The organism is Saccharomonospora marina XMU15, from assembly GCF_000244955.1.
Lineage (GTDB): Bacteria > Actinomycetota > Actinomycetes > Mycobacteriales > Pseudonocardiaceae > Saccharomonospora_A > Saccharomonospora_A marina.
Window position 1 is genome coordinate 4,226,642 of record NZ_CM001439.1, and the last position, 26,245, is coordinate 4,252,886.

A 26,245-nucleotide genomic window follows, 5' to 3' on the forward strand; every position below is an offset into this window, starting at 1 on the left:
CAGGATTCTGACGCAAGCAGGCGTTACGTTCAGGGTGTGAGGCGAAGGCTGTTGCCGATGCGCACCCAGCGGTTGTTGCTGCGACCGCTGCGCCAGGACGACCTGCCCGCCGTGGTCGACATCCAGGCCGCCGAGGAAACCCACCCTTACGAGCGAGCGCCCGCGACGCCCGCGCAGGCCAGGGAGCGGTTCGCGATCTGGCGGCAGCACTGGGCGGCGTACGGGTTCGGCTATGTCGCCGTGGTGGAGGTGGATTCCGCGACGGTCGTCGGCATTGGTGGGGTGCAGGTGCGCGACCTGGACGGCGAGCGCGTGCTGAACCTGTACTACCGCTTCCTGCCCGCCGCGTGGGGTAAGGGCTACGCCACGGAGATGGCACGTGCCGTGCTGGAGTGGACGCGGCGGGAACTGCCCGAGCGGGCCGTGGTCGTGATCACGGCGGTGGACAACGCGCCTGCCAGGCGGGTGGCCGACAAGCTCGGACTGCGCCAGTACCACCAGGACTACTACGAGGGCATGCCCGCCGTGTTCTACCGGCTCGACGGACAGCCCGCGGCAGGCGACTCGCGATCCTGAACGCAGAACTCGCGGGCAGGAACGCAGAACTCGCGGGCAGGAACGGGGGACTCGCGGGCGGGAACGGGGGACTCGCGGGCGGGGGCGAGTCAGCGGCGCCGGGTAGGTCTCCTGCGGTCCCTGTTCTGCCAGCACGCGCGGTGCCAGTGGCGGCGATCGGACACCGAACCGGTCTCTCCCGCGGGCCACGCCACGACGTGCGGCATGCCGGGCCGGATCTCGTGGTCACAGCCGGGGCAGCGGTAGAACTTCGTGGCGCGCGCACCCGGCACCGTGCGTACGAGCCAGTCACCATCCGGCCCCGACTGCGGCTGCGCCCAGCCGACCGACTCCGCCTGCGGCGGCCGGTCGCGGCGAGCGCGGTTGCGTCGAGGCATGCGCCCACGGTAACGCGGCAGGCCCGCTCAGTTGTGGGCGAGGACGAGCGGCACCAATTGCTCGGCCGCCGTGAACGAGCCGTGCTGGCCCAGCAGTGCTGACTCCGTCGGCTCGGCGCCTCGCCGCACCACCCCCGACCGTCCGCGTGCCGCAACGACGATGTCACCGATCCGGGGCAGCACGTCGTCGGCCACGGTGTCGCCGAACCAGCCTTCCTCGACGGCCTGTTCCCGCCGCACCACCCAGGCCCGCGAACCCAGTGTCTCCCGCCACGCGGCGAGAACGTCGGATGCCGCCCTGTCCTGGGTGTACACGTGCCTGGCCCTGACCTCACCGGCCAGTGCCCGCACACCGGCTCGAAGGGCGGGTTCGGTGTCGGCGTCCACCACCGTGTCGTCGAGCCGCACCATGCCATGATCGGCGACCACGGCCAGCAGCGCACCCGAGGGCAGGTCCTCCACGATCGACTCCACCAGCCGGTCCACCTGACGCAACTGCATGCGCCACGGCAGCGAACCGGGACCGTGCAGGTGTCCCAGCAGGTCGACCTCGCTGTGGTAGCCGTAGCAGAACGCCCCTGGCCTGCCCAGCGCGGTGACGACGGCAGAGGCCAGGTCTCCCAGCGCATGCACGCCGACGAAGTCGCCACCGTTGAGCACGGCCCGGGTCAGCGGTGTGCCCTCGAACTGGCCCGACGACACCACGCTGACGTCCAGCCCCGCGGCGCTGGCACGGGCGAACGTCGTGGGCAACGGCTGCACCCGCTGCGCGGGGAGCGTGTCGCTGAGGTCCGCCCCTCTCGGGTGCAACCGCCACCGCAGCGAGTTCAGCACCCCCACCTCGGGCAATTCGAAGGTGTAGCCGACCATCCCGTGCTGTCCTGACTGCGCGCCGGTGCCGATGGCCGCGAGTCCGGCGACCGTGGTCGCCGGGTAGCCCGCCCGCAGCGGCCGCTTGCGCAGGCCGCTGAGCACGGGGGCGTCGGTGGCGTGCTCGGTGAGCAGTTCGAGGCCGAGCCCGTCGATCAGCAGCACGCAGGCACTGTCGGCGTCGGGCAGTTGCAGCGTGTTCTCGAAATCGGCGACACCGAGGCTCGCCAGCAGCGAGGGCACCACCTCGGCCAGGTGTGGTGTCGCGCGGTCGATCGGTGGTAGCTCCACGCGGCCAAGCCTCTCATTGCTTAGCCGCGCTCGCGGAGTCAGGGATAATGGCCCCATGCCGACCTATGCCTACCGCTGCCGGGAGTGCACCGAGTCCTTCGAACTGAACCGGCCGATGAGCGAGTCGGGCGCTCCCGCGAAGTGCCCGGAAGGGCACGAGGACACCGTCAGACTGCTCACCACCGTGGCGCTCACCGGTTCGGCAAGCGCGCAGCCGCCCTCCGGTGGCTGCTGCGGAGGGGCGTGCGGCTGCGGCTGAACTGCCGTTGTTACCGTTGACTTGCGGCTGGCCCACGCGCGGGCTCAGGTGTAGTCGCGAAAGCCCTTTCCGGTCTTTCGGCCGAGGCGACCGGCCGTCACAAGGTGTTCCAGCAGCGGTGCCGGTGCGAACCCGGCCTCGCGGAACTCGTTGAACAGCGTCCGCTGGATGGCCAGCGACACGTCGAGCCCGACCACGTCCAGCAGTTCGAACGGGCCCATCGGCAGCCTGCAGCCGACCTTCATGGCGGTGTCGATGTCGTCGGCTTCGGCGTAGTGGGCCTCTAGCATCTTCACCGCATCGCCGAGGTAGGGGAACAGCAACGCGTTGACGATGAACCCTGCCCGGTCACCGCAGTGCACCGGGTGCTTGCCGATCGCCTCGCAGACGGCGTGCGCTGTCGCGGCGATATCGGGCGTGGTCGCGATCGTGCTGACCACCTCCACAAGGCGCATCACCGGTGCGGGATTGAAGAAGTGCATCCCCACCACGTCGCCCTGTCGTGAGGTGGCCGCCGCGCACTCGATAACCGGCAACGAGGAGGTCGTGGTGGCCAGCACCGCGCCCGGTTTGGCGACCTTGTCCAGCGCGGCGAACACGGCCTGTTTGACGGGCAGTTCCTCGGCGACGGCCTCCACGATCAGGTCGGCGTCGGCCAGGTCGGCGAAGTCGACGACCGGGCGGATTCGCTCGAGCACGGCCTCGGCGTCGGCGGCTGTCATCCTGCCCTTGGCCACCGACCGGTCGAGCGAGCCACGCAGCCGCTGCAACGCGGCCTCGCCCTTCTCACCCGTGCGGGCACGCAACACCACGTCGTAGCCGCGCTTGGCGAACACCTCCACGATTCCGGTCGCCATGGTGCCGGTGCCCACGACGCCGACCTTCGTCACCTCACGGGCCTCGCCGCCGCCCGTGGCGGCCGGTCGCGGGGTTTCGGCGTCGGTGACCACGGTGGGTGAGTCGGGGGCATCGTAGGTGTAGAAGCCGCGCCCGCTCTTCCTGCCGAGCAACCCTGCCGTGATCATCTGTTTCAGCAGCGGCGCAGGCGCGTGCAGCTTGTCCCTGGACTGGCGATACATCGTGTCGAGGATCTCGTATGCGGTGTCGAGCCCGATCAGGTCGAGCAGCGCGAGCGGACCCATCGGGTAGCCACAACCGAGCCGCATGGCGGCGTCGAGGTCCTCCCTGGTGGCGTAGCGCTGCTCGTACATCCGGACGGCGTGGTTGAGGTAGCCGAACAGCAGGGCGTTGGCGATGAACCCGGCCCGGTCGCCGATCACCACGGGGGTCTTGCCCAGCGCCTTCACGAAGTTAACGACGTCTGCTACCACGTCGGGTTCGGTGACCACCGTGCGCACCACTTCGATCAGTTTGAGCACCGGGGCCGGGTTGAAGAAGTGAGTCCCGACGACCTTGCCGGGGCGCTGGGTGTGCACGCCGATCTCGGTGACCGAAAGCGACGAGGTGTTGGACGCCAGCACGGTGTCCGGCCGGGTGATCGCGTCCAGCCTGCGGAAGATGTCCGCCTTGAGTTCCAGATTCTCCGGCACCGCCTCGATCACCAGGTCGGCGTCTGCGAGGTCGGACAGCGTGGTGGTGTATCGGATGCGGGCCAGTAGTTCGGTGCGGGCGGCTTCGTCGAGCTTGCCCTTGGCGGCGGCCCTGGCAGTGGAGTGTTCGATGTGCCCGCGTCCTCGCGCGGCCGCGTGCTCGTCCACCTCGACGGCCACCACCGTGACGCCGCTGCGTGCGAGCACCTCGGCGATGCCCGACCCCATCGTGCCGAGACCGACGACGCCTACGACCGAGAACTCACGTGCCACGGCAACCTCCGGTGGTTACTCAGGAGTAATCAGTGGATGGTGCCATTACCCGGCCCGGAAGCCAAACCCGCCGAACCACCTGACGAGCAGGCCAGCGAATCAGCCAGGCCAATCGGCCCGGCGAGTCAGGCTTCGGAGAAGTCGCGTTCGACAAGCGCACGGACCCGGTCGACGGCTTCGGCCGCCTGTGGCCCGCTCGCCTCCACCCCGATGCGGTCGCCCTTTCGGGCGCCCAGCGACATGAGCGCGAGCACACTGTGCCCGTCGGCCTCGTCGTCGCCGAGACGGACCCGGACGACCGCGTCCATTCCCGCGATCGCGCGCACCAGCAGTGCCGCGGGCCGGGCGTGCAGGCCGATCTCGTTGGTCAGCGTCAACTCGGCGCGTACCGTTTCGCCCGCCGCCTGCTCACGCTCGGTCGGTTCGGCGGCAGTGCCCGCACCCGCCGCCTCCATGGCGGCTCTGGCCACCCCGTCGCGGTCGGCGCCGCCCTGCGCGGCGACGGCGGCGGCGACCGCCCCCTCCACCAGCGGCGCGTCCACCACGACGGCTGAGGACGGATCCGCAAGCGACTCCACCACCAGTTCGGCGGTGAGCTGCGCGCTGCCGAGGTCGTAGAGCAACACCACCCCGGCCCCCGCGTCCGCTTGGTTGACGGCCTGCAGCACCGTCTCGTAGTCGGTGCCGATGCCGCCCTCGCTGAGCCCACCCGCGGCGAGCACCCTGACATCGGGAGCCATCTGTGCGGCCAGTTCCACCACGCCTTCGGAGAGCTTCGCGCTGTGTGAGACCGCGACCAGCCCGACCCTCATCGAGCCGCGTCCGCGAACGCGCGCAGCAGCAGGGCGGTGGAGCGGGCACCCGGATCGAGATGCCCGACACTGCGCTCGCCGAGGTAGGAAGCCCTGCCCTTGCGGGCCACCAGCGGCACGGTGGACCGCGCCCCCTCGTCGGCCGCGTCGGCGGCGGCGGCGAGCTGCGCGGCGATCCCCTCGCCCTTGGCGGCTTCGGCGGCCTCGACGGCGGGACTGAGCGCGTCCACCATGGTCGCGTCACCGACCTCGGCCTTGCCTCTGGCCACCACTCCCTCGAGCCCGGCCCGCAACACGGTCACCAACCCTTCGGAATCCAATCGCGACTCTTGCCCCAGCGAGGTGGCCGCGCGCAGGAACGCCGTTCCGTACAGTGGCCCGGCAGCGCCACCGACCTTGGAGATGAGTGTGGTCGCCACCACCTTCAGCACCCCGGCCGGTGTGTCCGGCACAGTTGTGTCCAGTGTGGCCAGTACGGCGGTGAACCCCCTGTTCATGTTCTCACCGTGGTCACCGTCCCCGATCGGACGATCCAAATCGGTCAGTTCGACGCGATGTCGTTCGATGACGTCGGCGGCCGCGCGGACGGCCGCCGCCACGTCGGACGCTTCGCAGCTCATCACTTTCCCCAGCGCAGCGCCGGTGTGCTGACCGGGGCGTCCCACAGCGAGGCCAGTTCCTCGTCCAGCCGCAGCAGGGTCAGGCTGATGCCCTGCATCTCCAGGCTGGTGATGTAGGGGCCGACCAGCCTGCGGGTGACCCGGATACCGCGATCGGCGAGCAGCCGCTCCGCGATGCCGTGGGCCAGGTACAGCTCCAGCAGCGGGGTTCCGCCCATCGAGTTGGTGAACAGCAGTACCTCGTCGCCGCCTGCGAAGGGCAGGTCGTCGACGACGGCGGAGAGCATGCGCTCCACCAGCGCGTCGGCGGACTCCGCCGGGATGCGCTCGCGTCCGGGCTCACCGTGGATGCCGATGCCGAACTCGATCTCGTCTGCTCCGAGGTCGAAGCTCGGCTCGCCGACGTGTGGCACGGTGGGTGCCGACAGCGCGACCCCGATCGAGCGGACCTGCCCGATCACCTTGCGCGCCACGGCCTCCACGTCGTCGAGCGAGTCACCACGTTCGGAGGCGGCACCGGTGATCTTCTCCAGCAACACGGTGCCGCCGACGCCGCGCCGTCCGGCGGTGAACGTGGAGTCGGCCACGGCGACGTCGTCGTCGATCACGACGCTGCGCACATCCAGCCCGTCCGCGGCGGCGAGTTCGGCGGCGGTTTCGAAGTTCAGCACGTCGCCGGTGTAGTTCTTCACGATCAGCAGCGCGCCCTTGCTTCCCGCCGACGCCGAGATCGCGGCCTGCACCGCGTCAGGGGTCGGCGAGGTGAAGACGGCACCGGGCACGGCGGCGTGCAGCATTCCGTGGCCCACGAAGCCGCCGTGCAGCGGTTCGTGTCCGGAGCCGCCTCCCGAGATCACCGCGACGCCGGGCGCGGGCGCGTCGGCGCGCACGACGAAGGCCGGGTCGTACTCCACTCTCAGCATGTCGGGATGAGCGGCAGCCATGCCCCTCAAGGATTCGGTCACCACCGCCGCTGGGTCGTTGATGATCTTCTTCACGAGCACCTCCGGCCACGATGTGGGGTTCGCCTCCAACCTAACGCCTGAGGCGCTCGCACGCGCGATTCTTCACCGAGATCGCGTCACCGCGACGGCAGCGCGGCGACCACCGACCTGGCGAACTCGCCTGCTCTGGCGCAGGCATCGTCCTTGGTGACGTCCTCGCCGAAGTCGTAGTACGACACCGACACGATCTCCCCGTCGCCGTCTTCGGCCCCGGCTCTGTGCTGCCAGGACACGTCGCACTCGGCGGTGTCGGTGGCGCCGGGTTCGCTCACCGCGGTGACGCCACCGATGTCGATCCTCGTGCCGTTCTCGGGGTCGGGCGGGTAGCCACTGTGGAAGCGCACGTGGACCGTGGAGCGCCCTGACTGGAACTGGCACATGTGCAGTCCCGCGGCCTGCCTGGTGGCCTCGTCGCCGAGCACGCCGGTCACCGTGTCGGCGGCCACGCTGTCGCACGGCTCGACGGGCAGCAGCGAATCCGGTGCGGGCGAGTAGGTCGGCGGGTCCGCCCGAACGGACCGGACCACCGCGGCGAGGATCGCGACGCCCTGGCCGCATGGTTCGCCGCCGGAGTACTGCACCTGCAGACCGATCCCCATGCTCGGCGCGCGGGAGGTCACCGCCGTCACGAAACAGGTCTCGTCGTCGATCTTGTTCTCCACGAGGGGCAGTCCCTCGACGTTCCCGGTGGCCTGCTCGGCCATGACCAGCGACTCGCCCAGTTCCAGCGAGAGCTGCAGAGTCTTGCCTCCCGCGTCGCGCAGTTCGGTGCGGCACGCGCCCCACTCCAGTTCCGAGGGCTCGCCCACGCGTTCGAAGTCGGCGGTCGGATCCGCCGACAGCAAGGCACACGGGTCAACCGTCCGCAGCGCCGACAGCGAAACCGCGGGGTCGGTGATCGGTCCGGTGGGCACGTCCGCCTGCCCACTGCCCGGCTTCGCGGGCACCGTGGTGCGCTCGTAGTTCGACTTCGAAAGGTCCTCACCCGCGCAGCCGCCCAGCAGGCCTACCAGTGCCGCCGCGAGCAGGGCCGCGAAGGCGGGAACACGACTCAACACGGCAGGAACGTTATCCCCACCGAGCGGGTGGCGTGCGAGGAACCCGGCTAGCGGTCGTGCTCCTCGCCGGTCGCCGTGTCGGGCTCCGCGGGTACCGCGACGGGCCGCAACCTGGCCCACGCGACGAACGCCGAGGCGAACACCAGCATGCCGATACCCGCCCACAGATTGATGTTGACGCCCGCGGCCTTGGTGATGTCCTCCTCGGTAGTGAAGCCGGTTCCCAGCACGGTGAGCACCGCGCCGTAGACGCCCATGAGCAGCGCGATGACCAGCCGCACGTCGAACACCCCCGCGCCGCGCGAGCGGGTGTCGTTCGCCAATTCGCACCTCCTAGAAGACGATGTTCAATACGACGGTGAGTGCCAGCGCGATTCCGGCCAGCAAACCCGGCCTGCGGTACCAGCCCGCGTCCTCACCGGTGGTGGAGTGCCGCAGCGATTCCTTCGGCGTCAGCGAGTAGACCAGGCCGACAAGCTGTGCCTGCGGTTTCGGCCGGGAGCCGTAGGTGACCGCCACGCTCACGGCGATGTCCACCACGAATGCCGCACCCGCGCCGACGAACGCCGCTCCCTGGCCGGGCAGGTCCCACACCCCCGTCTCGGCCAGCAGGAACACGACCACCGCGGCGCCGGTACCGCTGACCAGCCCCGTCCAACCTGCGGTCGGGGTCATCCGCTTCCAGAACATGCCCAGGATGAACGTGGCGAACAGCGGCGCGTTGAAGAAGGAGAACAGCTGCTGCAGGTAGTCCATCAGGTTGCTGTAGGTGGAGGCGATGAACGCGGTACCGATCGCCGAGACGGTGGCCGCCACGGTGACCACGCGACCGATGCCCAGGTAGTACTCGTCCGGCCTGCCCTTGCGCAGGTACGCCTGCCAGATGTCGTAGGTGAACACCGTGTTGAACGAGCTCAGGTTGGCCGCCATGCCTGCCATGAAGGACGCGAGCAGGCCCGCGATGGCGATTCCGAGCATGCCGTTGGGCAGCAGGTCACGCATCAGCAGCAGCAGGGCGTCGTTGAACGTCGCGCCGCTGTCGGCCGCCTGCCCGCGCATCAGCGCGGCCTTGTTCTCGCCGAGCAGTTCGGTGACGGTGACGCCGGCGATCATCCCCGGAACGATCACGATGAACGGCATCAGCAGCTTCGGGAACGCGCCGATGATGGGGGTTCGCCGGGCGGCGGACATGCTCTTGGAAGCCATGGCTCGCTGCACCTCGACGAAGTTCGTGGTCCAGTAGCCGAACGACAGCACGAACCCGAGCCCGAAGACCAGGCCGAGCACGGAGAGGAAGTTGCTGGAGAAGCCGGTGAGTTGGCTGCCGGGCCAGGCGTTCAGCTGCTGCGAGCCACCGGGGCCCTCCGAGATCGCCTGGGCGAGGCCCTGCCAGCCGCCGACCTTGTAGAGGCCGACGATCGTCAGCGGCAGCAGCGCCGCCACGATGACGAAGAACTGCAGCACCTCGTTGTAGATCGCGGCGGACAGCCCGCCGAGTGCGGTGTATGTCAGCACGATCGCCGCGGCGAGCATGATCGACACCCAGATCGGCCAGCCCAGCAGCAGGTTCACCACGCTCGCGAGCAGGAAGAGGTTCGCACCGGCGATGAGGATCTGGGCCAGTGCGAAGCTGATGCCGTTGACGAGGTGAGCGGGCTTGCCGAACCGTCGCAGCATGAACTCCGGCACGCTGCGGACCTTCGAGCCGTAGTAGAACGGCATCATCACGATGCCGAGGAACAGCATCGCGGGCACCGCGCCGATCCAGAAGTAGTGCGCCGTCGGCATCCCGTACTGCGCGCCGTTGGCGGACATGCCCATGACCTCGATCGCGCCGAGGTTGGCCGCGATGAACGCGAGCCCGGTGACCCAGGCGGGCAACGATCGGCCGGACAGGAAGAAGTCGAGGCTGGTCGACACCTGTCTGCGGGACAGGTAGCCGATGCCGAGCACGAGCAGGAAGTAGAACCCGAGCAGCGCGTAATCCACCGCGTTCGCGTCGATTCGCAGGTTCGCCTGGGCAAGCACGTGCACGACCGCACCTCCGCCAGTCAACATCAGTCAACAACAAACACCAGGATCGACCCGGAGGCGCACACTACCGCACGATTTCGCCCAGGTGAACAGCTCGTGCGTGAATCACTTACCGATCGCGGCGGATGTGGGCCACAACACCGAACGCAACACGGCAGGGCAGCAGGGTGAAGTCACCGGGGATCGGTGCGAGCGGCAAGCGCGCCCCGCAGCCGCCACGGGTGCTGCCGCGTGTCCGCGAAGCGTCGCAGGCCGATTCCGCGCTCCCAGCGCTCGGCACGGTGCGAGCACCGACCGTCGGGCAAGCCCGTCCGGACGCAAAGGCCGCCGAAGGACGAGTCAGAACAGCCGGAATTCGTCCGGTTCGATGCCGCGAAGCGCGTCGTAGTCGAGCGTCACGCAGCGGATGCCGCGGTCCTCGGCGAGGGTGCGGGCCTGCGGCTTGATCAACTGCGCGGCGAACACACCCTGCACCGGCGCGAGCAGTGGATCACGGTTGAGCAGCTCAAGGTACCTCGTCAGCTGCTCGACGCCGTCGATCTCGCCCCTGCGTTTGATCTCGACGGCCACTGCGGCGCCCTCGCCGTCGCGGGCGAGGATGTCGACGGGCCCGATGGCGGTCGGGTACTCCCTGCGGACGAGCGTGTAACCGTCGCCGAGCGTGGTGATGTGCTCGGCGAGCAACTCCTGCAGGTGCGCCTCCACGCCGTCCTTCACAAGCCCCGGTTCGGCGCCCAGGTCGTGATCGATCGCATCGAGCACCCGGTCGATGGTGATGACCAGCTTCTCCCCCGACTTGTTCTGCACGATCCAGAGGTTGCCGTCCTCGATCAGCCAGCACGGCGGGCTCATCCAGTTCAGCGGCTTGTAGGCGCGGTCGTCGGAATGCACCGACACCGAACCGTCCGCCTTGACGAGCAGCAGCCGGGTGGCCATGGGCAGGTGGGCCGTCAAGCGTCCCGCATAGTCCACCTGACACCGAGCGATCACTAAGCGCACGAAGCAGAGATTAGGGGACGGCACAAGTCGGCTGCTCGGCACCTTGGGGGGTCCCCCGTTAGTGTCATCACGACCCCGACGAGAGGTATCCGAGTGAACGACACACCAACACTGTTCGACTGGACGGGCAACCTCGTCAGCGGGCTTGGCGTGACACTGCTCATCACGGCTTTGGGGACCGCTCTCATGCTCGTCGTCTCCATCGTCCTCGGCCTGCTCGCGCGCTCGCAACGATTGCCCGTGCGAGGCCTGGCGAGAACGGTCATCGAGTTCTTCAGAGGCACCTCGCTTCCGATCCAGCTGTGGTGGCTGTTCTTCGCGTTGCCGCTGCTCGGCATCAAGTTCGACGCCGTGTTCGTCGGCGTGCTCGCGTTCGGACTGAACTACGGCGCATACGGAGCGGAGGTGGTGCGGGGCTCGATCAACGCGGTGCCGCGCACCCAGTGGGAGGCCGCGATCGCGCTGAACCTGTCGCCCTGGCAACGCATGACCCGCGTGATCTGGCCGCAGGCGATCGCGCTGATGATCCCGTCGATGAACAACCTGTTCATCCAACTGCTCAAGAGCACCCCGTTGCTCTACACGATCTCGCTGGTCGACCTGATGACGATGGGTGAGTCGTTCCGGTTCGCGGGCGGCGACGAGACCGTGATGTACCTGGCGCTGATGGTGATCTACTTCATCCTCGCCTACGCGGTGACCTTCCTGTCCAACATGGCCGAGATCGTCGCGAAGTCCAAGCTGGGCAGGCACGAAGGGCTGCGCAGTGTCTTTCGGCCGCGCAAGCCCGTCCCCGCGGAGGTGGCGCCGTGAACTGGGACTGGGACTACGCGCTGCGGTCGCTTCCCGTGCTGCTCGAGCACTTCGTGAAGTACACATTGGTCGCGACGGTGCTGGGAACCGCACTCGCCGCCGTGCTCGGACTCGTGTTCGCCGTCATCAGGCGGCTGCGTGTTCCGGTGCTGGCACAGCTGACAACGGCGTTCATCGAGTTCATCCGCAGCACGCCGCTGCTGATCCAGCTGTTCTTCCTGTTCTTCGCGCTGCCGAGCATGGGGGTCACGCTTTCCCCCATGACCGCGGGCGTACTCGGCCTCGGCGTGCACTACGCGTGCTACTGCGCCGACGTCTACCGTGCCGGTATCGAGTCCGTCCCGGTCGGACAGTGGGAGGCGAGCGTGGCCCTGCAGCTTCCCGAGTACGCCACGTGGACGAAGGTGATCCTGCCGCAGGCGATCCGCAACGTACTGCCCGCGCTGGGCAACTACGCGATCGCGATGTTCAAGGAGACACCGTTTCTGGCGCTGATCACGGTGCCGGAGCTGCTGCGCACGGCACGGACCCTCGGCAGCGACACCTACGAGTACCTGGAGCCGTTGACGCTGGCCGGGTTGATCTTCCTGGCCGCCAGCTACCCGACGGCGTTGCTGCTTCGCCGATTGGAGCGCCGGATGCACGCCCACTGAAGCGGCCGGTGGTGTCGGCGAAGCAGCGGACCTCGCCGACACCACCGCCGCTTCGCTCAGCCCTCGGTGGCGCAGAGTTCCTCCGTGGTGGCCTCCCTTGCCGCCTTGGCCTGGAAGCCCCACTTGTCCAGGATCTGCTGGAACTCGTCCGTCTGCTTGAACTTCTGCAGTTCGGCGTCGAACTTGGCGTGGAAGTCGGCATCGGACTTGCGGAACGCCGCTCCTGCACCGGTCTTGGGGAACGCGTCGAGCGGCGGGGTGATCTCGAAATCGCCACCCTGCTGCTCCTTCAACGCCTCCAGGCTCAACGTGGGCAGCAGGATCGCGTCCACTCGCTTGTCCCGCATGCCCTGCAGCGCGTCAGGAGCCCTTGGGTAGGTGGGCAGCTTCGCCTCGTCGACGCCCAGCGACTTCGCGGTCTTCAGCTCGAAGCTGCCCGCGAGTACGGCCACCGTGACGTCCTTGTTCTTCAGGTCCTCGACGGTGGTGAGGCCCTTCGGGTTGCCCTTGGGCACCGCGAACGACTCCGTGGACACGATGTCTGGCGATGCGTAGAGCACCTGGGCGCAACGGGTCTTGTTCATGAACAACCCGGCCGTGACGATGTCCCATCTGTCGGCGTTCAGGCCGGGAATCATCGAGTCGTAGTCGGTCTGCACACCCTGGACATTGGTGATCCCCATCCGCTTCAGCACGGCCTTGGTCACGTCGGGCGAGGCGCCGGTGAGCTCACCGTTGGCTTCCAGCTTCGTGTACGGCGGCTCGTTGGCGACGGCGAGCCGCAACGGCTGGCCCGAGTCGACGCGCTGCTGCAGGCCCGCACCACCTTCCGGCTGCCCGGTTTCGGGGTCGGTCGTCTGGCACGCGGCGAGCAGTGACCCACCGCCGACCGCGGCCAGTCCCACGGCCGAGTACCGAAGCAGGGCCCGACGAGAGAAGGCGTTCCTCGGATCTGACACGAAATACTCCGTTTCAGCAGACGGCAGTTCGGGAGACCCTAACCCAATCGAGTGGCTCAGGCAGAATCGTCGGCATGGAAACGCTCGACTCGCGAGAGGTCTACACGAACAACTGGATGACGGTTCGCGAGGACGCCATCCGCCGTCCCGACGGCTCCGACGGGATTTACGGGGTGGTGGACAAACCGGACTATGCGCTGGTCATACCGCTTGCAGGCGATCGGCTCCAGCTGGTGGAGCAATTCCGTTACCCGCTGGGCATCCGGCGCTGGGAATTCCCGCAGGGCACCGCTCCCGAACGCGCCGAGGCGACTCCTGCCGAACTGGCAGCACGGGAGCTGCGTGAGGAGACCGGGCTGTCAGCGGGCGGTCTGGTGCAGATCGGGCTGCTGGACGTCGCGCCCGGCCTTTCCAGCCAGCGAGGCAGGGTGTTTCTCGCCACGCAACTGGCGCAGGGGCAACCCCAACGCGAGCACGAGGAGCAGGACATGCGCACGGGGTGGTTCACAAGGCAACAATTCGAGCACATGGTTGCCGGTGGCGAGATCACCGACGCACAATCCATCGCCGCCTACACGCTGTTGCTGTTGTGGGAGCGGCGCGAGCACCACTGAGATGTCCCGCAGCTGTCCCGTAGCTGTCCCGTAGCGCAGGACTCGCGGGCAGGAACGTAGAACTCGCGGGCGTGACTGGGGGACTCGCGGGCAGCAGCGGGGGACTCGCGGGTCAGTCGGGCCAGTTGGGTTTGCGCTTCTCCAGGAAGGCGGCCATGCCCTCGCGCGCCCCTGGCAGTTGCGATGCCGAGGCCATCACCTCGACGGCGATGTCGTACGCGTCCTGTTCGGGCCGGTCGAGCTGGGCGTACAAGGTCTGCTTGCCCAGCGCCTTGGCGGCACGGCTGCCTCGGGTGGCACGGCCGAGCAACTCGGTGACCGCCGCGTCCAGGTCGGCGTCGGGTACCACGCGGTTAACCAGGCCCCACTCCAGCGCGGTCGCCGCGTCGATCGGGTCTCCGGTGAGCGCCAGCTCCATCAGCCGCTTGCGCCCGACCGCGCGGGCGACGGGCACGGCAGGCGTGTGGCAGAACCAGCCGCCCTTGCCACCCGGCAACGCGAAGCCTGCCGACTCGGCCGCCACGGCAAGGTCGCACGAGGCAACCAACTGGCAGCCCGCGGCCGTGGCCAGGCCGTGTACCCGGGCGATCACCACCTGCGGAACCGACTGGATCGTGCCCATCACGTCGGTGCACAGCCGCAGCAGCTCCCGCACCCCCATGAGGTCGCGCGAAGCCACGTCGGCGAAGTCGTGACCTGCTGAGAACACCGGGCCTGCCCCGGCCAGCACGATGCCGGTGGCGTCGGTCGCCCCCGCCTCCCGGAAGGCGGCGAGGAGTTCGCCGAGGTGCTCCTCCGAAAGAGAGTTGCGCCGGGCGGCCCGGTTCATCGTGATGGTGACCGTGTCGCCGTCCCGCTTGAGAAGAACGTGCTCGTACTCGCCCATCCCCCGACGTTAGCCCGCGATGGGCGGCCTGCGGAAGCCTCCCACGGCCGACGCTCGCCGTGGGAGGCGCGCTGTCACGCTCTGTCGAGCACCGCGTGCAGGAACGACCTGGTCCGCTCGTGATCGGGGTTGGTGAACAGCTTGTCCGGCGGAGCGTCCTCGATGACCTGGCCTTCGTCGAACATCATCACGCGGTCGGACACGTCCTGGGCGAACTGCATCTCGTGCGTGACGCACAGGAACGTGATGTCGGTGGTGCTCGCGATCTCCTTCAGCACACCGAGCACTCCCGCGACCAGTTCCGGGTCCAGCGCGGAGGTGACCTCGTCCAGCAACAACACCTCGGGCCGCATCGCCAGCGCCCTGGCGATCGCGACCCGCTGCTGCTGCCCGCCGGACAGTTGCATCGGGTGGGCGTCGATCTTGTCGCTGAGCCCGACCATCTCCAGCAGTTCCTTGGCCCTGACCTCAGCCTCGTCCCTGGAAAGGCCGAGAGACCTGATCGGCGCCTCCGTGAGGTTGCGAAGCACGTTCATGTTCGGGAACAGGTTGAACTGCTGGAACACCATCCCGATCCGCTTACGCACCTTGCGCAGGTGCTTCTCGTCGGCGGACACCAGTTTGCCCTTGCGTTCCATGTGGGTCAGGTACTCCTCACCCACCTGGATCGTGCCGCCGTTGACCCGTTCCAGGGTCATCAGCAGCCGCAGGATCGTTGTCTTGCCCGAGCCACTGGGACCGATCAGGGTCACGAACTCGCCCGGTCTGACCGTGAAGCTGAGTTCACGAAGTACGACGTGGTCACCGAACTTCTTGACCACTTGATCGAACCGGATCATCACATCGCTGACTGGTGGGCTAGGCGGTTCCGACACGGCGCTCCAACTTTCTGACCAAGATCGAGGCAGGATAGCTCACGGCAAGGAAGAACAGGCCCGCCAGTGTGATCGGCTCGGTGAAGCTGAACCTCTCACCACCGAACTCCTTGGCCTCGTTGAGCACGTCCAGCACACCGATCGCAAGCAACAACGGTGTTTCCTTGAACATCGAGATCGTGTAGTTGCCGAGCGCGGGCAACACCCGGCGCACCGCCTGCGGCAGGATGATGTCCAACCAGGTGCGGCCCCTCGGCAGGTTCAGCGCCTTGGCCGCCTCCCACTGACCCTTGGGGATCGCTTCGATACCCGCCCGGTACACCTCGGACGCGTATGTGGAGTAGTGCACGCCCAGTGCCAGCACGCCGGTGAGGAACGGCGACCAGCGCACGTCCAGTGCGGGCTGCAGCACGTAGAAGAACACGAACACCTGGATCAGCAGCGGTGTGCTGCGGACGAACTCCACGAACAGAAACACGGCCTGGCTCAACACCGGTATCCGACCCTGCCGGATCAGCGCGAACACCAGCCCCAGCCCGTAGGCCAGCAGCGACCCCAGCACGGTCAGTTCGAAGGTGACGATGATGCCGTCGAGCAGGTACGGCAGCGATTCGAAGGCGACGTCCCAGTTCCAGTTCACGAGGCGCCCCCTACCCCGGCCGCGGTCAACGCGGTCCGCTCACGCTTCGGCCTGCGACCCAACTTCCGGGCACCGGCCCGCTCCAGCGCCCGCATACCGAACGTGATGGCGACGGCGAGCAGCAGGTAGAACAGCAATTCGACCGCGTAGATGCCCAGCAACTCGTTGTACGGCAGGGCTGGTCGCAGCAACTCACCTCGCTCGGTCATCTCACCGGCGGAGATGAAGTACAGCAAAGCCGTGCTCTTCAACAACTGGATGAACAGGTTGTTGAACGACGGCAGCGTCTCCACGACCGCCTGCGGCAGGATGACCCTCACCATTCGCTGCAGCGGGCTGAGGTTCAGTGCGATGGCGCTCTCGTGCTGTTCCTTCGGCACGGACTGCACCGCACCGCGCACGATCTCGGCACCGTAGGCACCGTGGTTGAGCCCGAGCACCAGGATTCCCGCGAACAGCGGCACCAGCTGGATGCCCACCAGCAGCGGAAGCACGAAGAAGATCCAGAACAACTGGACCACTTCGGACGTTCCGCGAAAACCCTCCACATACACCCTGCTGATGAACCGCACCGTCCGGGACTTGGACAGCAGTGCCAGCCCGGCGGCGAAAGACAGCACGATGGTGAGGAGTATGCCCCCGATCGTGGCACTGACCGTGATCGGCAGACCCTGCAGGATAGAGGAGAAGACCAACCCCAGATTGTCGAACACTGTGCTTCTCCGCTAGGCGCTGCAGAGTTCCTCCGTTGTGAGATTGCCGGGTAGGTTCGCCTGGGTGAATCCGAACGGCTCGGCCAGTCGCAGCCACTCGCCACTCTCGTGCAGCCTTCGCAACTGGTCGTTGAACGTGGTACGCAACGACTCGTCGGCCTCGCGGAACACGAAGCCACCCGCGGAAATCACCGGCTGGCCGTTCTCGTCCTTGGCGTCGAAGCTTTCGGTGACCTCCACGCCCGCGTTCGGGTTCTGCTTGACGAGCCAGTTCAGCGAGATGTCGGTGAGTGCGGCGCAGTACACCCGGCCGTCGACGACCGAGCGCAGCATGCTGTCCTGAGTGTCCAGTGTCTGGATGTTGCCCTCCGGCACACCGGCCGCCTCGGCGTAACCCTTTTCCACCGCGGCCGAGAGCACGGCTACGCGCACGTTCTTCTCGGCGATGTCATCGAAGTTGTTGACCTGCTGCGGGTTACCACTCGGAACCAGCAGCGCTGTCTTGGCGGTGTAGTCCGGAATGGAGAACGCGGCCTGACCGCAGCGCTCGGGCGTGATGAACATGCCCGCCGAGACCACGTCGAACTGGCCCGCGTTCAACGCCGGGATCAGCTGGTCGAAGGTGACGACCTGGTTCTGCACCCCGTTGATGCCCATGTTCCTGAAGACGGCCCTCGCCACCTCGGGCGCCTCACCGGTCACCTTGCCGCTGGAATCGGCGAAGCCGTACGGCGCCTCGTTGGCGATACCGATCCGAATGGTGCCCGCCTGCCGGGCCTGTTCCAGCGTGTCGCCATCCCCGCCGGTGCTCTGGCAGGCCGAAAGCAGCGTTGGGCCGCCGAGGGCCACAGCCCCCATCGCGGCCGACCGCCGGAAGAAGTCCCGCCGCGTCCACTCACCGTGCGCCATGATCGCACCCCTTTTCGATTGACGTGTTCGTCGGCTCGGCCGAAAGGTCGCGAAGCCGTCGGAAAGCCATAGTCACCGAACGTAGGCGGCGCGTCCAGTCGGGTCAAAGGGAACGAAAAGACTCTCGACCGCCGTTACCAGAAAGAGATCAACAACTGCCGTCTGCTATGGAAGCACGTCAGCGCGCGGACAGTCCACGAGCTTCACGAACCACGGTGACGATCTCATCCATTATTTCGGTCAATCCGTAGTCCTTCGGCGTGAAGACCCGGGCGATGCCGCGTTCGCGCAGCGACACGGCGTCCTCGGTGGGAATGATCCCGCCGACGATCACCGGGATGTCGCCCGCACCCGCGGCCGCGAGGCCGGAAACCACCTCGGGCACCACCTCCAGATGGGACCCGGACAGCACCGAAAGCCCGACCACGTGCACGCCCTCCTGCACCGCCGCGGCGACGATCTGCTCCGGAGTGAGGCGGATGCCTTGATAGACGACCTCGAACCCGGCGTCACGCGCCCTAACGGCGACCTGCTCGGCCCCGTTGGAGTGACCGTCGAGTCCGGGCTTGCCGACAAGGATGCGCAGCCGCTCACCGAGTTCTTCGCCGGTGGCCCGCACGCGCTGCCGTACACCGTCGAGATCCCGCGCACCCTCCCCCGAGGTGACCGCACCGGCCACACCGGTCGGCGCCCGATACTCCCCGAACACCTCACGCAGGGTGCTTGCCCATTCGCCCGTGGTTACTCCCGCCTTGGCGCACGCGATCGTCGCCTCGAACAGGTTGGCCGACGTACGCGCCACCGCGGACAACTCGGCCAACGCCGCGTGCACCGCGTCGTCGTCGCGCGTCTCGCGCCAGTGTCGCAGTGCCTCGACAGCCTGCTTCTCGGCTACCGGATCGGCGGTCTCGATGGCTTTCGCGCCCTCGGCCTGCAGCGGACTCGGCTCGGTCGACTCGAACCGGTTCACACCGACCAGCACCTGCTCACCCGACTCCACCCGACGCCGGTACTCGGCCAACGAGGTGACCAGTTGGGACTTCAGGTAGCCGCTCTCGACGGCCGCGACCGCCCCGCCCATCTCCTGCACGCGCGCGATCTCCTCCCGCGCACCGGCGACGATCTCGTCCACCTTGGATTCCACGACCCGCGAGCCGTCGAACAGGTCCTCGTACTCCAGCAGATCGGTCTCGAACGCGAGCACCTGCTGCATCCGCAGTGCCCACTGCTGATCCCATGGCCTCGGCAGGCCGAGCGCCTCGTTCCACGCGGGCAACTGGATCGCCCGGGCGCGGGCACCCCTCGACAGCGACACGGCCAGCATCTCCAGCACGATGCGCTGGACGTTGTTCTCCGGCTGCGCCTCGGTGAGTCCCAGCGAGTTGACCTGCACCCCGTACCGCAGCCGCCGCGCCTTGGGATCGGTGACGCCGTAGCGGTCACGGGTGATCTCGTCCCACAGCGAGGCGAAGGCGCGCATCTTGCACATCTCCTCGACGAACCGGACCCCGGCGTTGACGAAGAAGGAGATCCGGCCGACCACGCGAGCCATGTCGGCCTCGTCGACCTGACCCGAGTCGCGAACGGCGTCGAGCACGGCGATGGCGGTGCTGAGCGCGTAGGCCACTTCCTGCGTGGGCGTCGCCCCGGCCTCCTGCAGGTGGTAGCTACAGATGTTGATCGGGTTCCAGCGCGGCAGATTACGCACCGTCCACGCGATCACATCGGTCGTCAACCGAAGACTCGGCCCCGGAGGGAAGATGTAGGTTCCCCGGGACAGGTACTCCTTGATGACGTCGTTCTGCGTCGTGCCAGAGAGCTTGGGCAGCACCTGCTCGGGATCGACACCCTCCGCACGGGCCTGCTCCTCGGCGACCGTCACGTACAGCGCCAGCAGCCACATGGCGGGCGCGTTGATGGTCATGGAGGTGTTGGCCTCGGCGAGCGGGATCCCGTCGAAGAGCCTGCGCATGTCGCCGATGTGGGCGATCGGCACACCCACCTTGCCGACCTCGCCCCTGGAGAGTTCGTGGTCGGGGTCGTAGCCGGTCTGCGTGGGCAGGTCGAAGGCCACCGAGAGTCCGGTCTGCCCCTTGGCGAGGTTGCGGCGGTACAACTCGTTCGATGCCGCGGCGGAGGAATGGCCCGCATAGGTCCGCATCACCCATGGCCGGTCACGCTCGCGATCCGTCGGATAGGGCACGGCTACCTCCTCGTGGCGACCCATACAGGGTACTCATCGGTAACTTTGTGCGCACCGTGCGCAAGACCACTACCCGCGAGTCCCCCGCTCTCGCCCGCGAGTTCCCCGCTCTCGCCCACGAGTTCCCCGCTCTCGCCCACGAGTTCCCCGCTCTCGCCCACGAGTTCTGCGTTCCCGCCCACGAGTTCTGCGCTGCGCCTGGTCACGGCGTCGCGAAAACCCCGAGCCCCGACGTCGGCGACCGGTATATCGTCGAAAGCCGTGACATGGAGCGCGTACAGCAGCTACCTGGTCCTGGTGATTCTCCTCGTACTCGCGCCCGGCCCGGACACGATCGTCACGTTGAAGAACTCCTTCGCGGGCGGATTCCGCGGCGGCCTGCTGGCGGCCTCCGGCATCGCCGCGGGCAACGTCGCACAGGGCACCGCGGTGGCCTTCGGGCTGGGAACGCTGATCGTCGGCTCGCAACCGGTGTTCCACGCCCTGCGCTGGGTCGGCGCGGCCTACCTGTGCTACCTCGGCGTGCAGGCACTGCGGACGGCATGGCGCGGCGATTACGCCGCCACCGACCAACCCGGCCTCCACTCCAGCGGCTTCAGGCGGTGGCGGGAGGGCTTCCTGTCCAACGTGACCAACCCGAAGGTGCTCGCGATGTACCTGTCCGTGCTGCCGCAGTTCCTCGATCCCGCCACGGCCGGTGTCCTCGACGGGCTGCTGCTGGCCTACACCGTCGCCGTCCTCGGCATGCTGTGGCTGTTGCTGCTCGTGCTGTTCGTGAACCGTACCCGCAACTGGCTGGCCAGCCGGCGGGTGCGCCGGTCGCTGGACGTGGCGACCGGCTCGACCCTCATCGGATTCGCGGGCATGCTCGCGGCGAGGCCGTGACCTTTGGTCGCTAGGACTGTTCCTCGGTGATCGCCCGCTCGGGATCGGTCGTAACCCGCTCGATACGAGCCCCCAACCGGTTCAGGTTCTCCACGAAGTACGGGTAACCACGGTCGATGTGGAACACGTCCCATACCTCGGTGACACCTTCGGCGCACAGGCCAGCCAGTACCAGCCCTGCCCCCGCACGGATGTCGGATGCCCACACCGGCGCGCTGGACAGCTTGTCCACCCCACGCACGACCGCGTGATGACCGTCGGTCCTGGCGTCGGCACCGAGCCGGACCATCTCCTCGATGAAGCGAAACCGTGCCTCGTAGACGTTCTCGGTAATCATCGACGTGCCCTCCGACACCGACGAAAGCGCGACCGCGAACGGTTGCAGGTCGGTGGCGAACCCCGGATAGGGCAGGGTCACGAAGTCCACAGCCTGCGGTCGGACATCCTGCACGACGCGGAAGCCCTTCCCGTCGTAGGTGGTCACGTCGGCGCCCGCGAGCCGCAGCTTCTCCAGCACCAGATCGAGGTGGTGGGGGTCGACACCGGTCACCGTGATGTCGCCCCGCGTCATCGCGGCAGCGAATGCCCATGTCGCACCGACGATCCGGTCACCGATCACCCGGTGCTCCGTGGGATGCAACCGCTCGACACCCTCGACGGTGAGCGTGGACGTTCCCGCACCTTCGATCTTCGCGCCCATCTCGGTGAGCATCGTGCAGACGTCGATGATCTCCGGCTCCCGGGCGGCGTTGTCGATCACCGTGGTGCCCTCGGCCAGCACCGAAGCCATCAGGATGTTCTCCGTGGCCCCCACACTGGGGAAGTCCAGCCAGATCTGCGAGCCACGGAGGTTGTCCGCCTCGGCGACCACACACCCGTGCTCGATGCTGCTGGTGGCGCCGAGCTTGCGCAGCCCGTTCTGGTGCATGTCGAGCGGGCGGGAGCCGATCGCGTCGCCACCGGGCAGCGCCACGACTGCCTGCCTCAGCCGCCCCACCAGCGGGCCGAGCACGCACACCGACGCACGCAGTTTGCCCATCGCGGGCGAATCCGCGCGATGCGACAGTTGCGACGGCGTCGTGATCCTGGTGACGTCACCGTCGAGTTCGACCTCGCAGCCCACGCTGCGCAGTACGTCAGCCATGAGCGGGACGTCGAGGATCTGCGGGCAGTTGGTGATGGTCGTCGTGCCCTCCGCCAGCAGGGCCGCGGCCATCAGCTTGAGCACGCTGTTCTTGGCGCCGACAACCTCGACCTCGCCGACCAGACGTGCGCCGCCGTGCACGTCGAAGTGCTCACTCATGGTCGCCCATCATGCCCGCCTTATCCGGTGTGCCCCGCGCCGGGGCACGGCTTCACGGAACCAGGTCACAACGGTGGCTTCGGGTGAAACGTTCGCGAGCCCGCGAACGATTGCGATTGGTCGGCAGGCGATCACGGATCTCCCTTCGCCGTAGACTCCCGGCATGGCAGTACGGATCAACCGCGTCTACACCAGGGTCGGCGATACCGGCACCACCGCGCTCGGCGACGGTTCAAGAGTCCCCAAGACCGACCCTCGGCTCGGCGCGTACGCCGACGTCGACGAGACCAACTCCGTCGTCGGGGTCGCCATCGCGCTCGGGGAGCTGTCCGCCGAGGTCAGCGACGTGCTGCGGGCCGTGCAGAACGATCTTTTCGACGTGGGAGCGGACCTGTCGACCCCGGTGACCCCGAACCCGGAATTTCCCCCGCTGCGGGTGACCGAGCAATACGTCGAGCGGCTGGAGAACTGGTGTGACGAGTTCAACGACCGGCTCGGCAAACTGACGTCGTTCATCCTGCCGGGGGGCACGGCGGGCGCCGCACTGCTGCACCAGGCCCGTACGGTCGCGCGCAGAGCGGAGCGTTCCGGCTGGCTGCTGGTCGAAGCCGACGGCGAGCGCACCAACCCGTTGGCGGTCAAGTATCTGAACCGGCTCTCCGACCTGCTGTTCATTCTGGCGAGGATCGCCAACCCGGACGGCGACGTGCTGTGGCAGCCGGGTGGGGGCCGCTGAACGCGCGGCCGTCAGCTCGCGCGCGGAATGCGGCGGCCGGGTGGCGCCGACTCCAGCCAGGAGAGGAAGCCGGTCAGCGCCCCCGGTCCCATCGCGATCTCGATGGGTTCCTGCCGGGCCGACCCGCAGCGCAGCACGGTGGAACCGGCGGGGACGGCGTACGACTCGTTGCCAACCGGCTCCCTGCGGTCGGCCACCTGCAGGTTCTCCCTGCGGAATACCCGATCGGGTCCCGTCCGCAGGCTCCACACCCGGTACCAGACGAACTCCTCGCCCTGGTACCTGCCGATGCCGAGGTGCCAGCCGGACCGCTCCCTGTCGGGTTGCCAGCGCAACGCCACGCTGACGCCACCCAGCCTGCGCATGCGCAGCCAGCGCAGCGCGTACCAGCCGGACACCACCAGCAGCACGAGCAGGAGGGCGAGGACTACGATCGCGATGTCCATGGCCGGCTCCCGCTCATCGTCCGTCAGACCGACTGACCAGCCGCCCGAAGCCGCGCGGCGGCTCTCGCGCGCTCTGTCTCGTCCTCGCCTGTCAAAGCTCGCCGCGCCGCCTCGATGTCGATCTCCTCACCGAGCTCCGCGGATTCCGCGAGCACGCTCACGCTGTCGGAGGTGATCGACAGGAAGCCACCGTGCACGGCAGCTGTGATGATGTCGCCGTCGGTGGTGGTCACCTTGACGATGCCGCCCTCGACCAGTTGCCCGAGCACGGGCTCGTGACCGGGCATCACACCGATCTCACCCTCCGTGGTCTGGGCGACCACGAACGTGGCGGTACCGGACCACAGGCGGCGCTCGACGGCCACAACCTCGACGGACATCTCAGCCACGTAGCTCTCCTTCGACTGGCGCGTGGTCCACCCAGTGTAATAGGCGCACCGACGGTAGCGGCAGGTGATACACGAACGACGGGGCCACATCCACAGTGGACGCCGCCCCGCCGCTCGCGGGAATCACTTGCCGGTGATCTGCTTGTACTTCTTCTCCAGGTCCTCGAGTCCACCGATACCCAAGAACGCCTGCTCCGGGTAGTGGTCGAAGTCGCCCTTGGCGATCCGGTCGAACGCCTCGATGGTCTCCGACATCGGCACCGTCGAACCCGGCTGGCCGGTGAACACCTCGGCGACGAGCATGTTCTGCGACAGGAACCGCTCGATGCGGCGGGCCCTGTTGACCGTGAGCTTGTCCTCCTCGGACAGCTCGTCCATACCGAGGATCGCGATGATGTCCTGCAGTTCCTTGTACTTCTGCAGGATCCGGATGACCTCGGAAGCCACCCGGTAGTGCTCCTCACCGACGATCGCCGGGTCGAGGATGGTGGAGGTGGAGGCCAGCGGGTCCACCGCGGGGAAGATGCCCTTCTGGAACACCGACCGCGACAGCTCAGTGGTGGCGTCGAGGTGGGCGAACGTGGTGGCGGGCGCGGGGTCGGTGTAGTCGTCGGCAGGCACGTAGATCGCCTGCATCGAGGTGATCGACCGGCCTCGTGTCGAGGTGATCCGCTCCTGCAACGTACCCATCTCGTCGGCCAGCGTCGGCTGGTAACCCACCGCGGACGGCATCCGGCCCAGCAGGGTGGACACCTCCTGGCCCGCCTGGGTGAACCGGAAGATGTTGTCGATGAACAGCAGCACGTCCTGGTTCTGCACGTCGCGGAAGTACTCCGCCATGGTCAGCGCGGACAGCGCGACCCGCAGTCGGGTGCCGGGCGGCTCGTCCATCTGGCCGAAGACGAGGGCGGTGTCGTTGATGACGCCGTCCTCGCTCATCTCCAGGAACAGGTCGGTGCCCTCACGGGTGCGCTCACCGACACCGGCGAACACCGAGGTACCACCGAAGTTCCTGGCGACACGGGTGATCATCTCCTTGATGAGCACCGTCTTGCCGACGCCGGCACCACCGAACAGGCCGATCTTGCCACCCTGCACGTACGGGGTGAGCAGGTCGATGACCTTCAGACCGGTCTCCAGCATCTCGGTCTTGCCCTCGAGCTGGTCGAACGGTGGCGGCTTGCGGTGGATGCTCCAGCGCTCGAGGTCGGCACCGTAGCCGGGCTCGTCGAGGCACTCGCCCAGCGCGTTGTAGACGTGGCCCTTGACCTTGTCACCGACGGGAACCGAGATGGGACCGCCGGTGTTGGTCACCTCCGCGCCGCGCACGAGGCCGTCCTGCGGCTGCAAGGAGATCGTGCGGACGAGGTTGTCGCCGAGGTGCTGCGCGACCTCCAGGGTCACGGTCTTGCGCAGCTCCTCGAACTCGATCTCGACCTTGAGCGCGTTGTACAACTCGGGAATCGCGCCACGGGGGAATTCGACGTCGACGACCGGCCCGGTCACGGAGACGATGCGGCCCTTGGTCGCGGTTGCTGTGTCTTGGACGGCAGTCATTGCTTACACATCACTTCCTGTGGCGGCGAGTGCATCGGCCCCACCGACGATTTCGCTGATCTCCTGGGTGATCTGTGCCTGGCGCGCCTGGTTCGCCAGCCGGGTGTAGGTGTCGACCAGTTCGCTGGCATTGTCCGACGCGGACTTCATGGCGTTGCGCTGGGCGGCCAGCTCGGAAGCCGCCGATTCCAGGAGCGCCGCGAAGATTCGCGTGTTGATGTACTTCGGCAGCAGCGCGCCGAGCAGCACGTCGGCACTGGGCTCGAAGTCGTACGCGGGCAGGATCGTCTCCGGCTCCGGGGTGTACTCGACCTCCAGCGGCGCCATCCTGCGGGCGACCGGAGTCTGGGTGAGCATCGAGCGGAACTCGGTGTAGACGATGTGCAGCTCGTCCACACCGAGCACGCCGTCGGGGCCGGGCGCGTCGCCCTCGTCGTCGGCACCCGCGAGGAACGCCTTGACCAGAGCCTGTCCGACCTCGGCGGCGTTGTCGTAGTGCGGCTGCTGGGAGAAGCCCGTCCAGCTGTCGACGACCTCGCGGCCACGGAACCGGAAGTAGTTCAGGCCCTTGCCGCCGACCACGTACAGCCGTGGCTGCTTGCCCTGCTCCCGAAGCAGCGACAGCAATTCCTCGGCCGTTCGCAACGCGTTGGCGTTGTAGGCGCCGCACAGCCCCTTGTCACTGGTCACCACCAGCACGCCGGCCCGCCTGGGGTTCTCCCGCTCCACCAGCAGCGGGTGGTCCAGGTCGGCCGAGGCGCCCGCGAGTGCGGAGAGCACGTTGGTGATCTCCGTCGCATACGGCCGCGACGCCTCCACCCTCGCCTGCGCCCTGCTGATGCGCGAGGTGGCGATGAGCTCCATCGCCTTGGTGATCTTGCCGATGGATTTGGTCGCCCGGATCTTCTGCCGGAGCTCACGAAGTTGCGCGGCCATCGCTG

29 protein-coding genes are annotated in these 26,245 nt (G+C 67.7%); 7 read left to right on the top strand and 22 right to left on the bottom strand.

All coding sequences use genetic code 11. From position 1 onward, the window contains the following. Positions 1 to 57 precede the first annotated feature (57 nt). Positions 58 to 576, top strand: coding sequence for a GNAT family N-acetyltransferase (locus SACMADRAFT_RS19970; RefSeq protein WP_009155654.1), 519 nt, complete (start codon positions 58 to 60; stop codon positions 574 to 576). Positions 577 to 665: 89 nt separating this feature from the next. On the opposite strand, the gene SACMADRAFT_RS19975 is transcribed toward SACMADRAFT_RS19970, so the two are convergent. Further along, positions 666 to 953, bottom strand: coding sequence for a hypothetical protein (locus SACMADRAFT_RS19975; protein WP_009155655.1), 288 nt, complete (start codon positions 951 to 953; stop codon positions 666 to 668). A gap of 27 nt (positions 954 to 980) precedes the next feature. Then, positions 981 to 2,114, bottom strand: coding sequence for an alkaline phosphatase family protein (locus tag SACMADRAFT_RS19980; protein WP_009155656.1), 1,134 nt, complete (start codon positions 2,112 to 2,114; stop codon positions 981 to 983). Positions 2,115 to 2,169: 55 nt separating this feature from the next. Here SACMADRAFT_RS19980 and SACMADRAFT_RS19985 point away from each other — a divergent pair, with 55 nt between their 5' ends. Then, positions 2,170 to 2,373, top strand: a complete 204-nt coding sequence (locus tag SACMADRAFT_RS19985; RefSeq protein ID WP_009155657.1) for an FmdB family zinc ribbon protein — start codon at positions 2,170 to 2,172, stop codon at positions 2,371 to 2,373. Positions 2,374 to 2,417: 44 nt separating this feature from the next. Here the strand turns inward: SACMADRAFT_RS19985 and SACMADRAFT_RS19990 are convergent, their stop codons facing one another. The 8 genes from SACMADRAFT_RS19990 to nucS form a co-directional block, all read right to left on the bottom strand. Beyond that, positions 2,418 to 4,196, bottom strand: a complete 1,779-nt coding sequence (locus tag SACMADRAFT_RS19990; protein WP_009155658.1) for a 3-hydroxyacyl-CoA dehydrogenase family protein — start codon at positions 4,194 to 4,196, stop codon at positions 2,418 to 2,420. Between the two features lie 125 nt (positions 4,197 to 4,321). Continuing rightward, entirely contained in the window at positions 4,322 to 5,008 is a 687-nt protein-coding gene (gene dhaM, locus SACMADRAFT_RS19995) for a dihydroxyacetone kinase phosphoryl donor subunit DhaM (RefSeq protein ID WP_009155659.1), read from the bottom strand. Then, positions 5,005 to 5,628 (bottom strand): dihydroxyacetone kinase subunit DhaL, encoded by a 624-nt coding sequence (gene dhaL, locus SACMADRAFT_RS20000; protein WP_009155660.1) that lies wholly within the window; start codon positions 5,626 to 5,628, stop codon positions 5,005 to 5,007. Before dhaL ends, dhaM begins: the two co-directional genes overlap by 4 nt. Beyond that, the gene (dhaK, locus tag SACMADRAFT_RS20005; protein WP_009155661.1) at positions 5,628 to 6,626 is read right to left on the bottom strand and encodes a dihydroxyacetone kinase subunit DhaK; all 999 of its coding nucleotides are present in this window, start codon (positions 6,624 to 6,626) and stop codon (positions 5,628 to 5,630) included. Before dhaK ends, dhaL begins: the two co-directional genes overlap by 1 nt. An 83-nt stretch (positions 6,627 to 6,709) precedes the next feature. Then, positions 6,710 to 7,690, bottom strand: a complete 981-nt coding sequence (locus tag SACMADRAFT_RS20010; protein WP_009155662.1) for a DUF3558 family protein — start codon at positions 7,688 to 7,690, stop codon at positions 6,710 to 6,712. Positions 7,691 to 7,737: 47 nt separating this feature from the next. Further along, complete coding sequence (locus tag SACMADRAFT_RS20015; protein WP_009155663.1) at positions 7,738 to 8,013, bottom strand: hypothetical protein; 276 nt, start codon at positions 8,011 to 8,013, stop codon at positions 7,738 to 7,740. A gap of 10 nt (positions 8,014 to 8,023) precedes the next feature. Next, positions 8,024 to 9,724: a sodium:solute symporter family protein gene (locus SACMADRAFT_RS20020; RefSeq protein ID WP_009155664.1), complete on the bottom strand. Its 1,701-nt coding sequence runs from the start codon at positions 9,722 to 9,724 to the stop codon at positions 8,024 to 8,026. A 339-nt stretch (positions 9,725 to 10,063) separates the two neighbouring features. After that, positions 10,064 to 10,723 carry an endonuclease NucS gene (nucS, locus tag SACMADRAFT_RS20025; protein WP_040925790.1) on the bottom strand — a complete coding sequence of 220 codons (660 nt, stop codon included), beginning with the start codon at positions 10,721 to 10,723 and terminating at the stop codon, positions 10,064 to 10,066. A 93-nt stretch (positions 10,724 to 10,816) separates the two neighbouring features. On the opposite strand from nucS, the gene SACMADRAFT_RS20030 reads away from it, so the two are divergent. Together SACMADRAFT_RS20030 and ehuD (SACMADRAFT_RS20035) are read left to right on the top strand one after the other, a co-directional pair. Continuing rightward, on the top strand, positions 10,817 to 11,536 hold the full coding sequence (locus SACMADRAFT_RS20030) for an amino acid ABC transporter permease (RefSeq protein ID WP_009155666.1): 720 nt from the start codon (positions 10,817 to 10,819) through the stop codon (positions 11,534 to 11,536). Then, positions 11,533 to 12,189 (top strand): ectoine/hydroxyectoine ABC transporter permease subunit EhuD, encoded by a 657-nt coding sequence (gene ehuD / locus SACMADRAFT_RS20035; protein WP_009155667.1) that lies wholly within the window; start codon positions 11,533 to 11,535, stop codon positions 12,187 to 12,189. Before SACMADRAFT_RS20030 ends, ehuD (SACMADRAFT_RS20035) begins: the two co-directional genes overlap by 4 nt. Positions 12,190 to 12,245: 56 nt before the next feature. Here the strand turns inward: ehuD (SACMADRAFT_RS20035) and ehuB (SACMADRAFT_RS20040) are convergent, their stop codons facing one another. Then, a complete protein-coding gene (gene ehuB, locus SACMADRAFT_RS20040; RefSeq protein WP_009155668.1) occupies positions 12,246 to 13,148 on the bottom strand; it encodes an ectoine/hydroxyectoine ABC transporter substrate-binding protein EhuB in 903 nt (300 codons plus the stop codon). Positions 13,149 to 13,222: 74 nt separating this feature from the next. Here ehuB (SACMADRAFT_RS20040) and SACMADRAFT_RS20045 point away from each other — a divergent pair, with 74 nt between their 5' ends. Further along, positions 13,223 to 13,762, top strand: coding sequence for an NUDIX domain-containing protein (locus tag SACMADRAFT_RS20045; protein ID WP_009155669.1), 540 nt, complete (start codon positions 13,223 to 13,225; stop codon positions 13,760 to 13,762). A 112-nt stretch (positions 13,763 to 13,874) separates the two neighbouring features. Here SACMADRAFT_RS20045 and SACMADRAFT_RS20050 read toward each other — a convergent pair whose 3' ends face one another. The 6 genes from SACMADRAFT_RS20050 to SACMADRAFT_RS20075 form a co-directional block, all read right to left on the bottom strand. Continuing rightward, positions 13,875 to 14,648, bottom strand: a complete 774-nt coding sequence (locus SACMADRAFT_RS20050) for an enoyl-CoA hydratase-related protein (protein WP_009155670.1) — start codon at positions 14,646 to 14,648, stop codon at positions 13,875 to 13,877. 74 nt (positions 14,649 to 14,722) lie between these two features. Continuing rightward, the gene (ehuA, locus tag SACMADRAFT_RS20055) at positions 14,723 to 15,487 is read right to left on the bottom strand and encodes an ectoine/hydroxyectoine ABC transporter ATP-binding protein EhuA (protein ID WP_009155671.1); all 765 of its coding nucleotides are present in this window, start codon (positions 15,485 to 15,487) and stop codon (positions 14,723 to 14,725) included. Between the two features lie 19 nt (positions 15,488 to 15,506). After that, positions 15,507 to 16,163: an ectoine/hydroxyectoine ABC transporter permease subunit EhuD gene (ehuD, locus tag SACMADRAFT_RS20060; RefSeq protein ID WP_009155672.1), complete on the bottom strand. Its 657-nt coding sequence runs from the start codon at positions 16,161 to 16,163 to the stop codon at positions 15,507 to 15,509. Further along, positions 16,160 to 16,876, bottom strand: a complete 717-nt coding sequence (ehuC, locus tag SACMADRAFT_RS20065; protein WP_009155673.1) for an ectoine/hydroxyectoine ABC transporter permease subunit EhuC — start codon at positions 16,874 to 16,876, stop codon at positions 16,160 to 16,162. Before ehuC ends, ehuD (SACMADRAFT_RS20060) begins: the two co-directional genes overlap by 4 nt. Positions 16,877 to 16,888: 12 nt before the next feature. After that, positions 16,889 to 17,785 (bottom strand): ectoine/hydroxyectoine ABC transporter substrate-binding protein EhuB, encoded by an 897-nt coding sequence (gene ehuB, locus SACMADRAFT_RS20070; RefSeq protein WP_009155674.1) that lies wholly within the window; start codon positions 17,783 to 17,785, stop codon positions 16,889 to 16,891. Between the two features lie 178 nt (positions 17,786 to 17,963). Continuing rightward, positions 17,964 to 19,988, bottom strand: a complete 2,025-nt coding sequence (locus SACMADRAFT_RS20075) for a protein meaA (RefSeq protein WP_009155675.1) — start codon at positions 19,986 to 19,988, stop codon at positions 17,964 to 17,966. 261 nt (positions 19,989 to 20,249) lie between these two features. On the opposite strand from SACMADRAFT_RS20075, the gene SACMADRAFT_RS20080 reads away from it, so the two are divergent. Continuing rightward, positions 20,250 to 20,873 carry a LysE family translocator gene (locus tag SACMADRAFT_RS20080; RefSeq protein ID WP_009155676.1) on the top strand — a complete coding sequence of 208 codons (624 nt, stop codon included), beginning with the start codon at positions 20,250 to 20,252 and terminating at the stop codon, positions 20,871 to 20,873. 10 nt (positions 20,874 to 20,883) lie between these two features. Here SACMADRAFT_RS20080 and murA read toward each other — a convergent pair whose 3' ends face one another. After that, positions 20,884 to 22,176, bottom strand: a complete 1,293-nt coding sequence (gene murA / locus SACMADRAFT_RS20085) for a UDP-N-acetylglucosamine 1-carboxyvinyltransferase (protein WP_009155677.1) — start codon at positions 22,174 to 22,176, stop codon at positions 20,884 to 20,886. A gap of 163 nt (positions 22,177 to 22,339) precedes the next feature. Here murA and SACMADRAFT_RS20090 point away from each other — a divergent pair, with 163 nt between their 5' ends. Continuing rightward, a complete protein-coding gene (locus SACMADRAFT_RS20090; RefSeq protein WP_009155678.1) occupies positions 22,340 to 22,912 on the top strand; it encodes a cob(I)yrinic acid a,c-diamide adenosyltransferase in 573 nt (190 codons plus the stop codon). Positions 22,913 to 22,923: 11 nt separating this feature from the next. Here SACMADRAFT_RS20090 and SACMADRAFT_RS20095 read toward each other — a convergent pair whose 3' ends face one another. From SACMADRAFT_RS20095 to SACMADRAFT_RS20110, 4 genes are all read right to left on the bottom strand, one after another. After that, on the bottom strand, positions 22,924 to 23,358 hold the full coding sequence (locus SACMADRAFT_RS20095; RefSeq protein WP_009155679.1) for a DUF2550 domain-containing protein: 435 nt from the start codon (positions 23,356 to 23,358) through the stop codon (positions 22,924 to 22,926). Between the two features lie 23 nt (positions 23,359 to 23,381). Further along, entirely contained in the window at positions 23,382 to 23,747 is a 366-nt protein-coding gene (locus SACMADRAFT_RS20100; protein WP_009155680.1) for a F0F1 ATP synthase subunit epsilon, read from the bottom strand. 123 nt (positions 23,748 to 23,870) lie between these two features. Beyond that, complete coding sequence (atpD, locus tag SACMADRAFT_RS20105) at positions 23,871 to 25,304, bottom strand: F0F1 ATP synthase subunit beta (RefSeq protein ID WP_009155681.1); 1,434 nt, start codon at positions 25,302 to 25,304, stop codon at positions 23,871 to 23,873. 3 nt (positions 25,305 to 25,307) lie between these two features. Continuing rightward, positions 25,308 to 26,240, bottom strand: coding sequence for a F0F1 ATP synthase subunit gamma (locus tag SACMADRAFT_RS20110; RefSeq protein ID WP_009155682.1), 933 nt, complete (start codon positions 26,238 to 26,240; stop codon positions 25,308 to 25,310). Between the last annotated feature and the right edge of the window lie 5 nt (positions 26,241 to 26,245).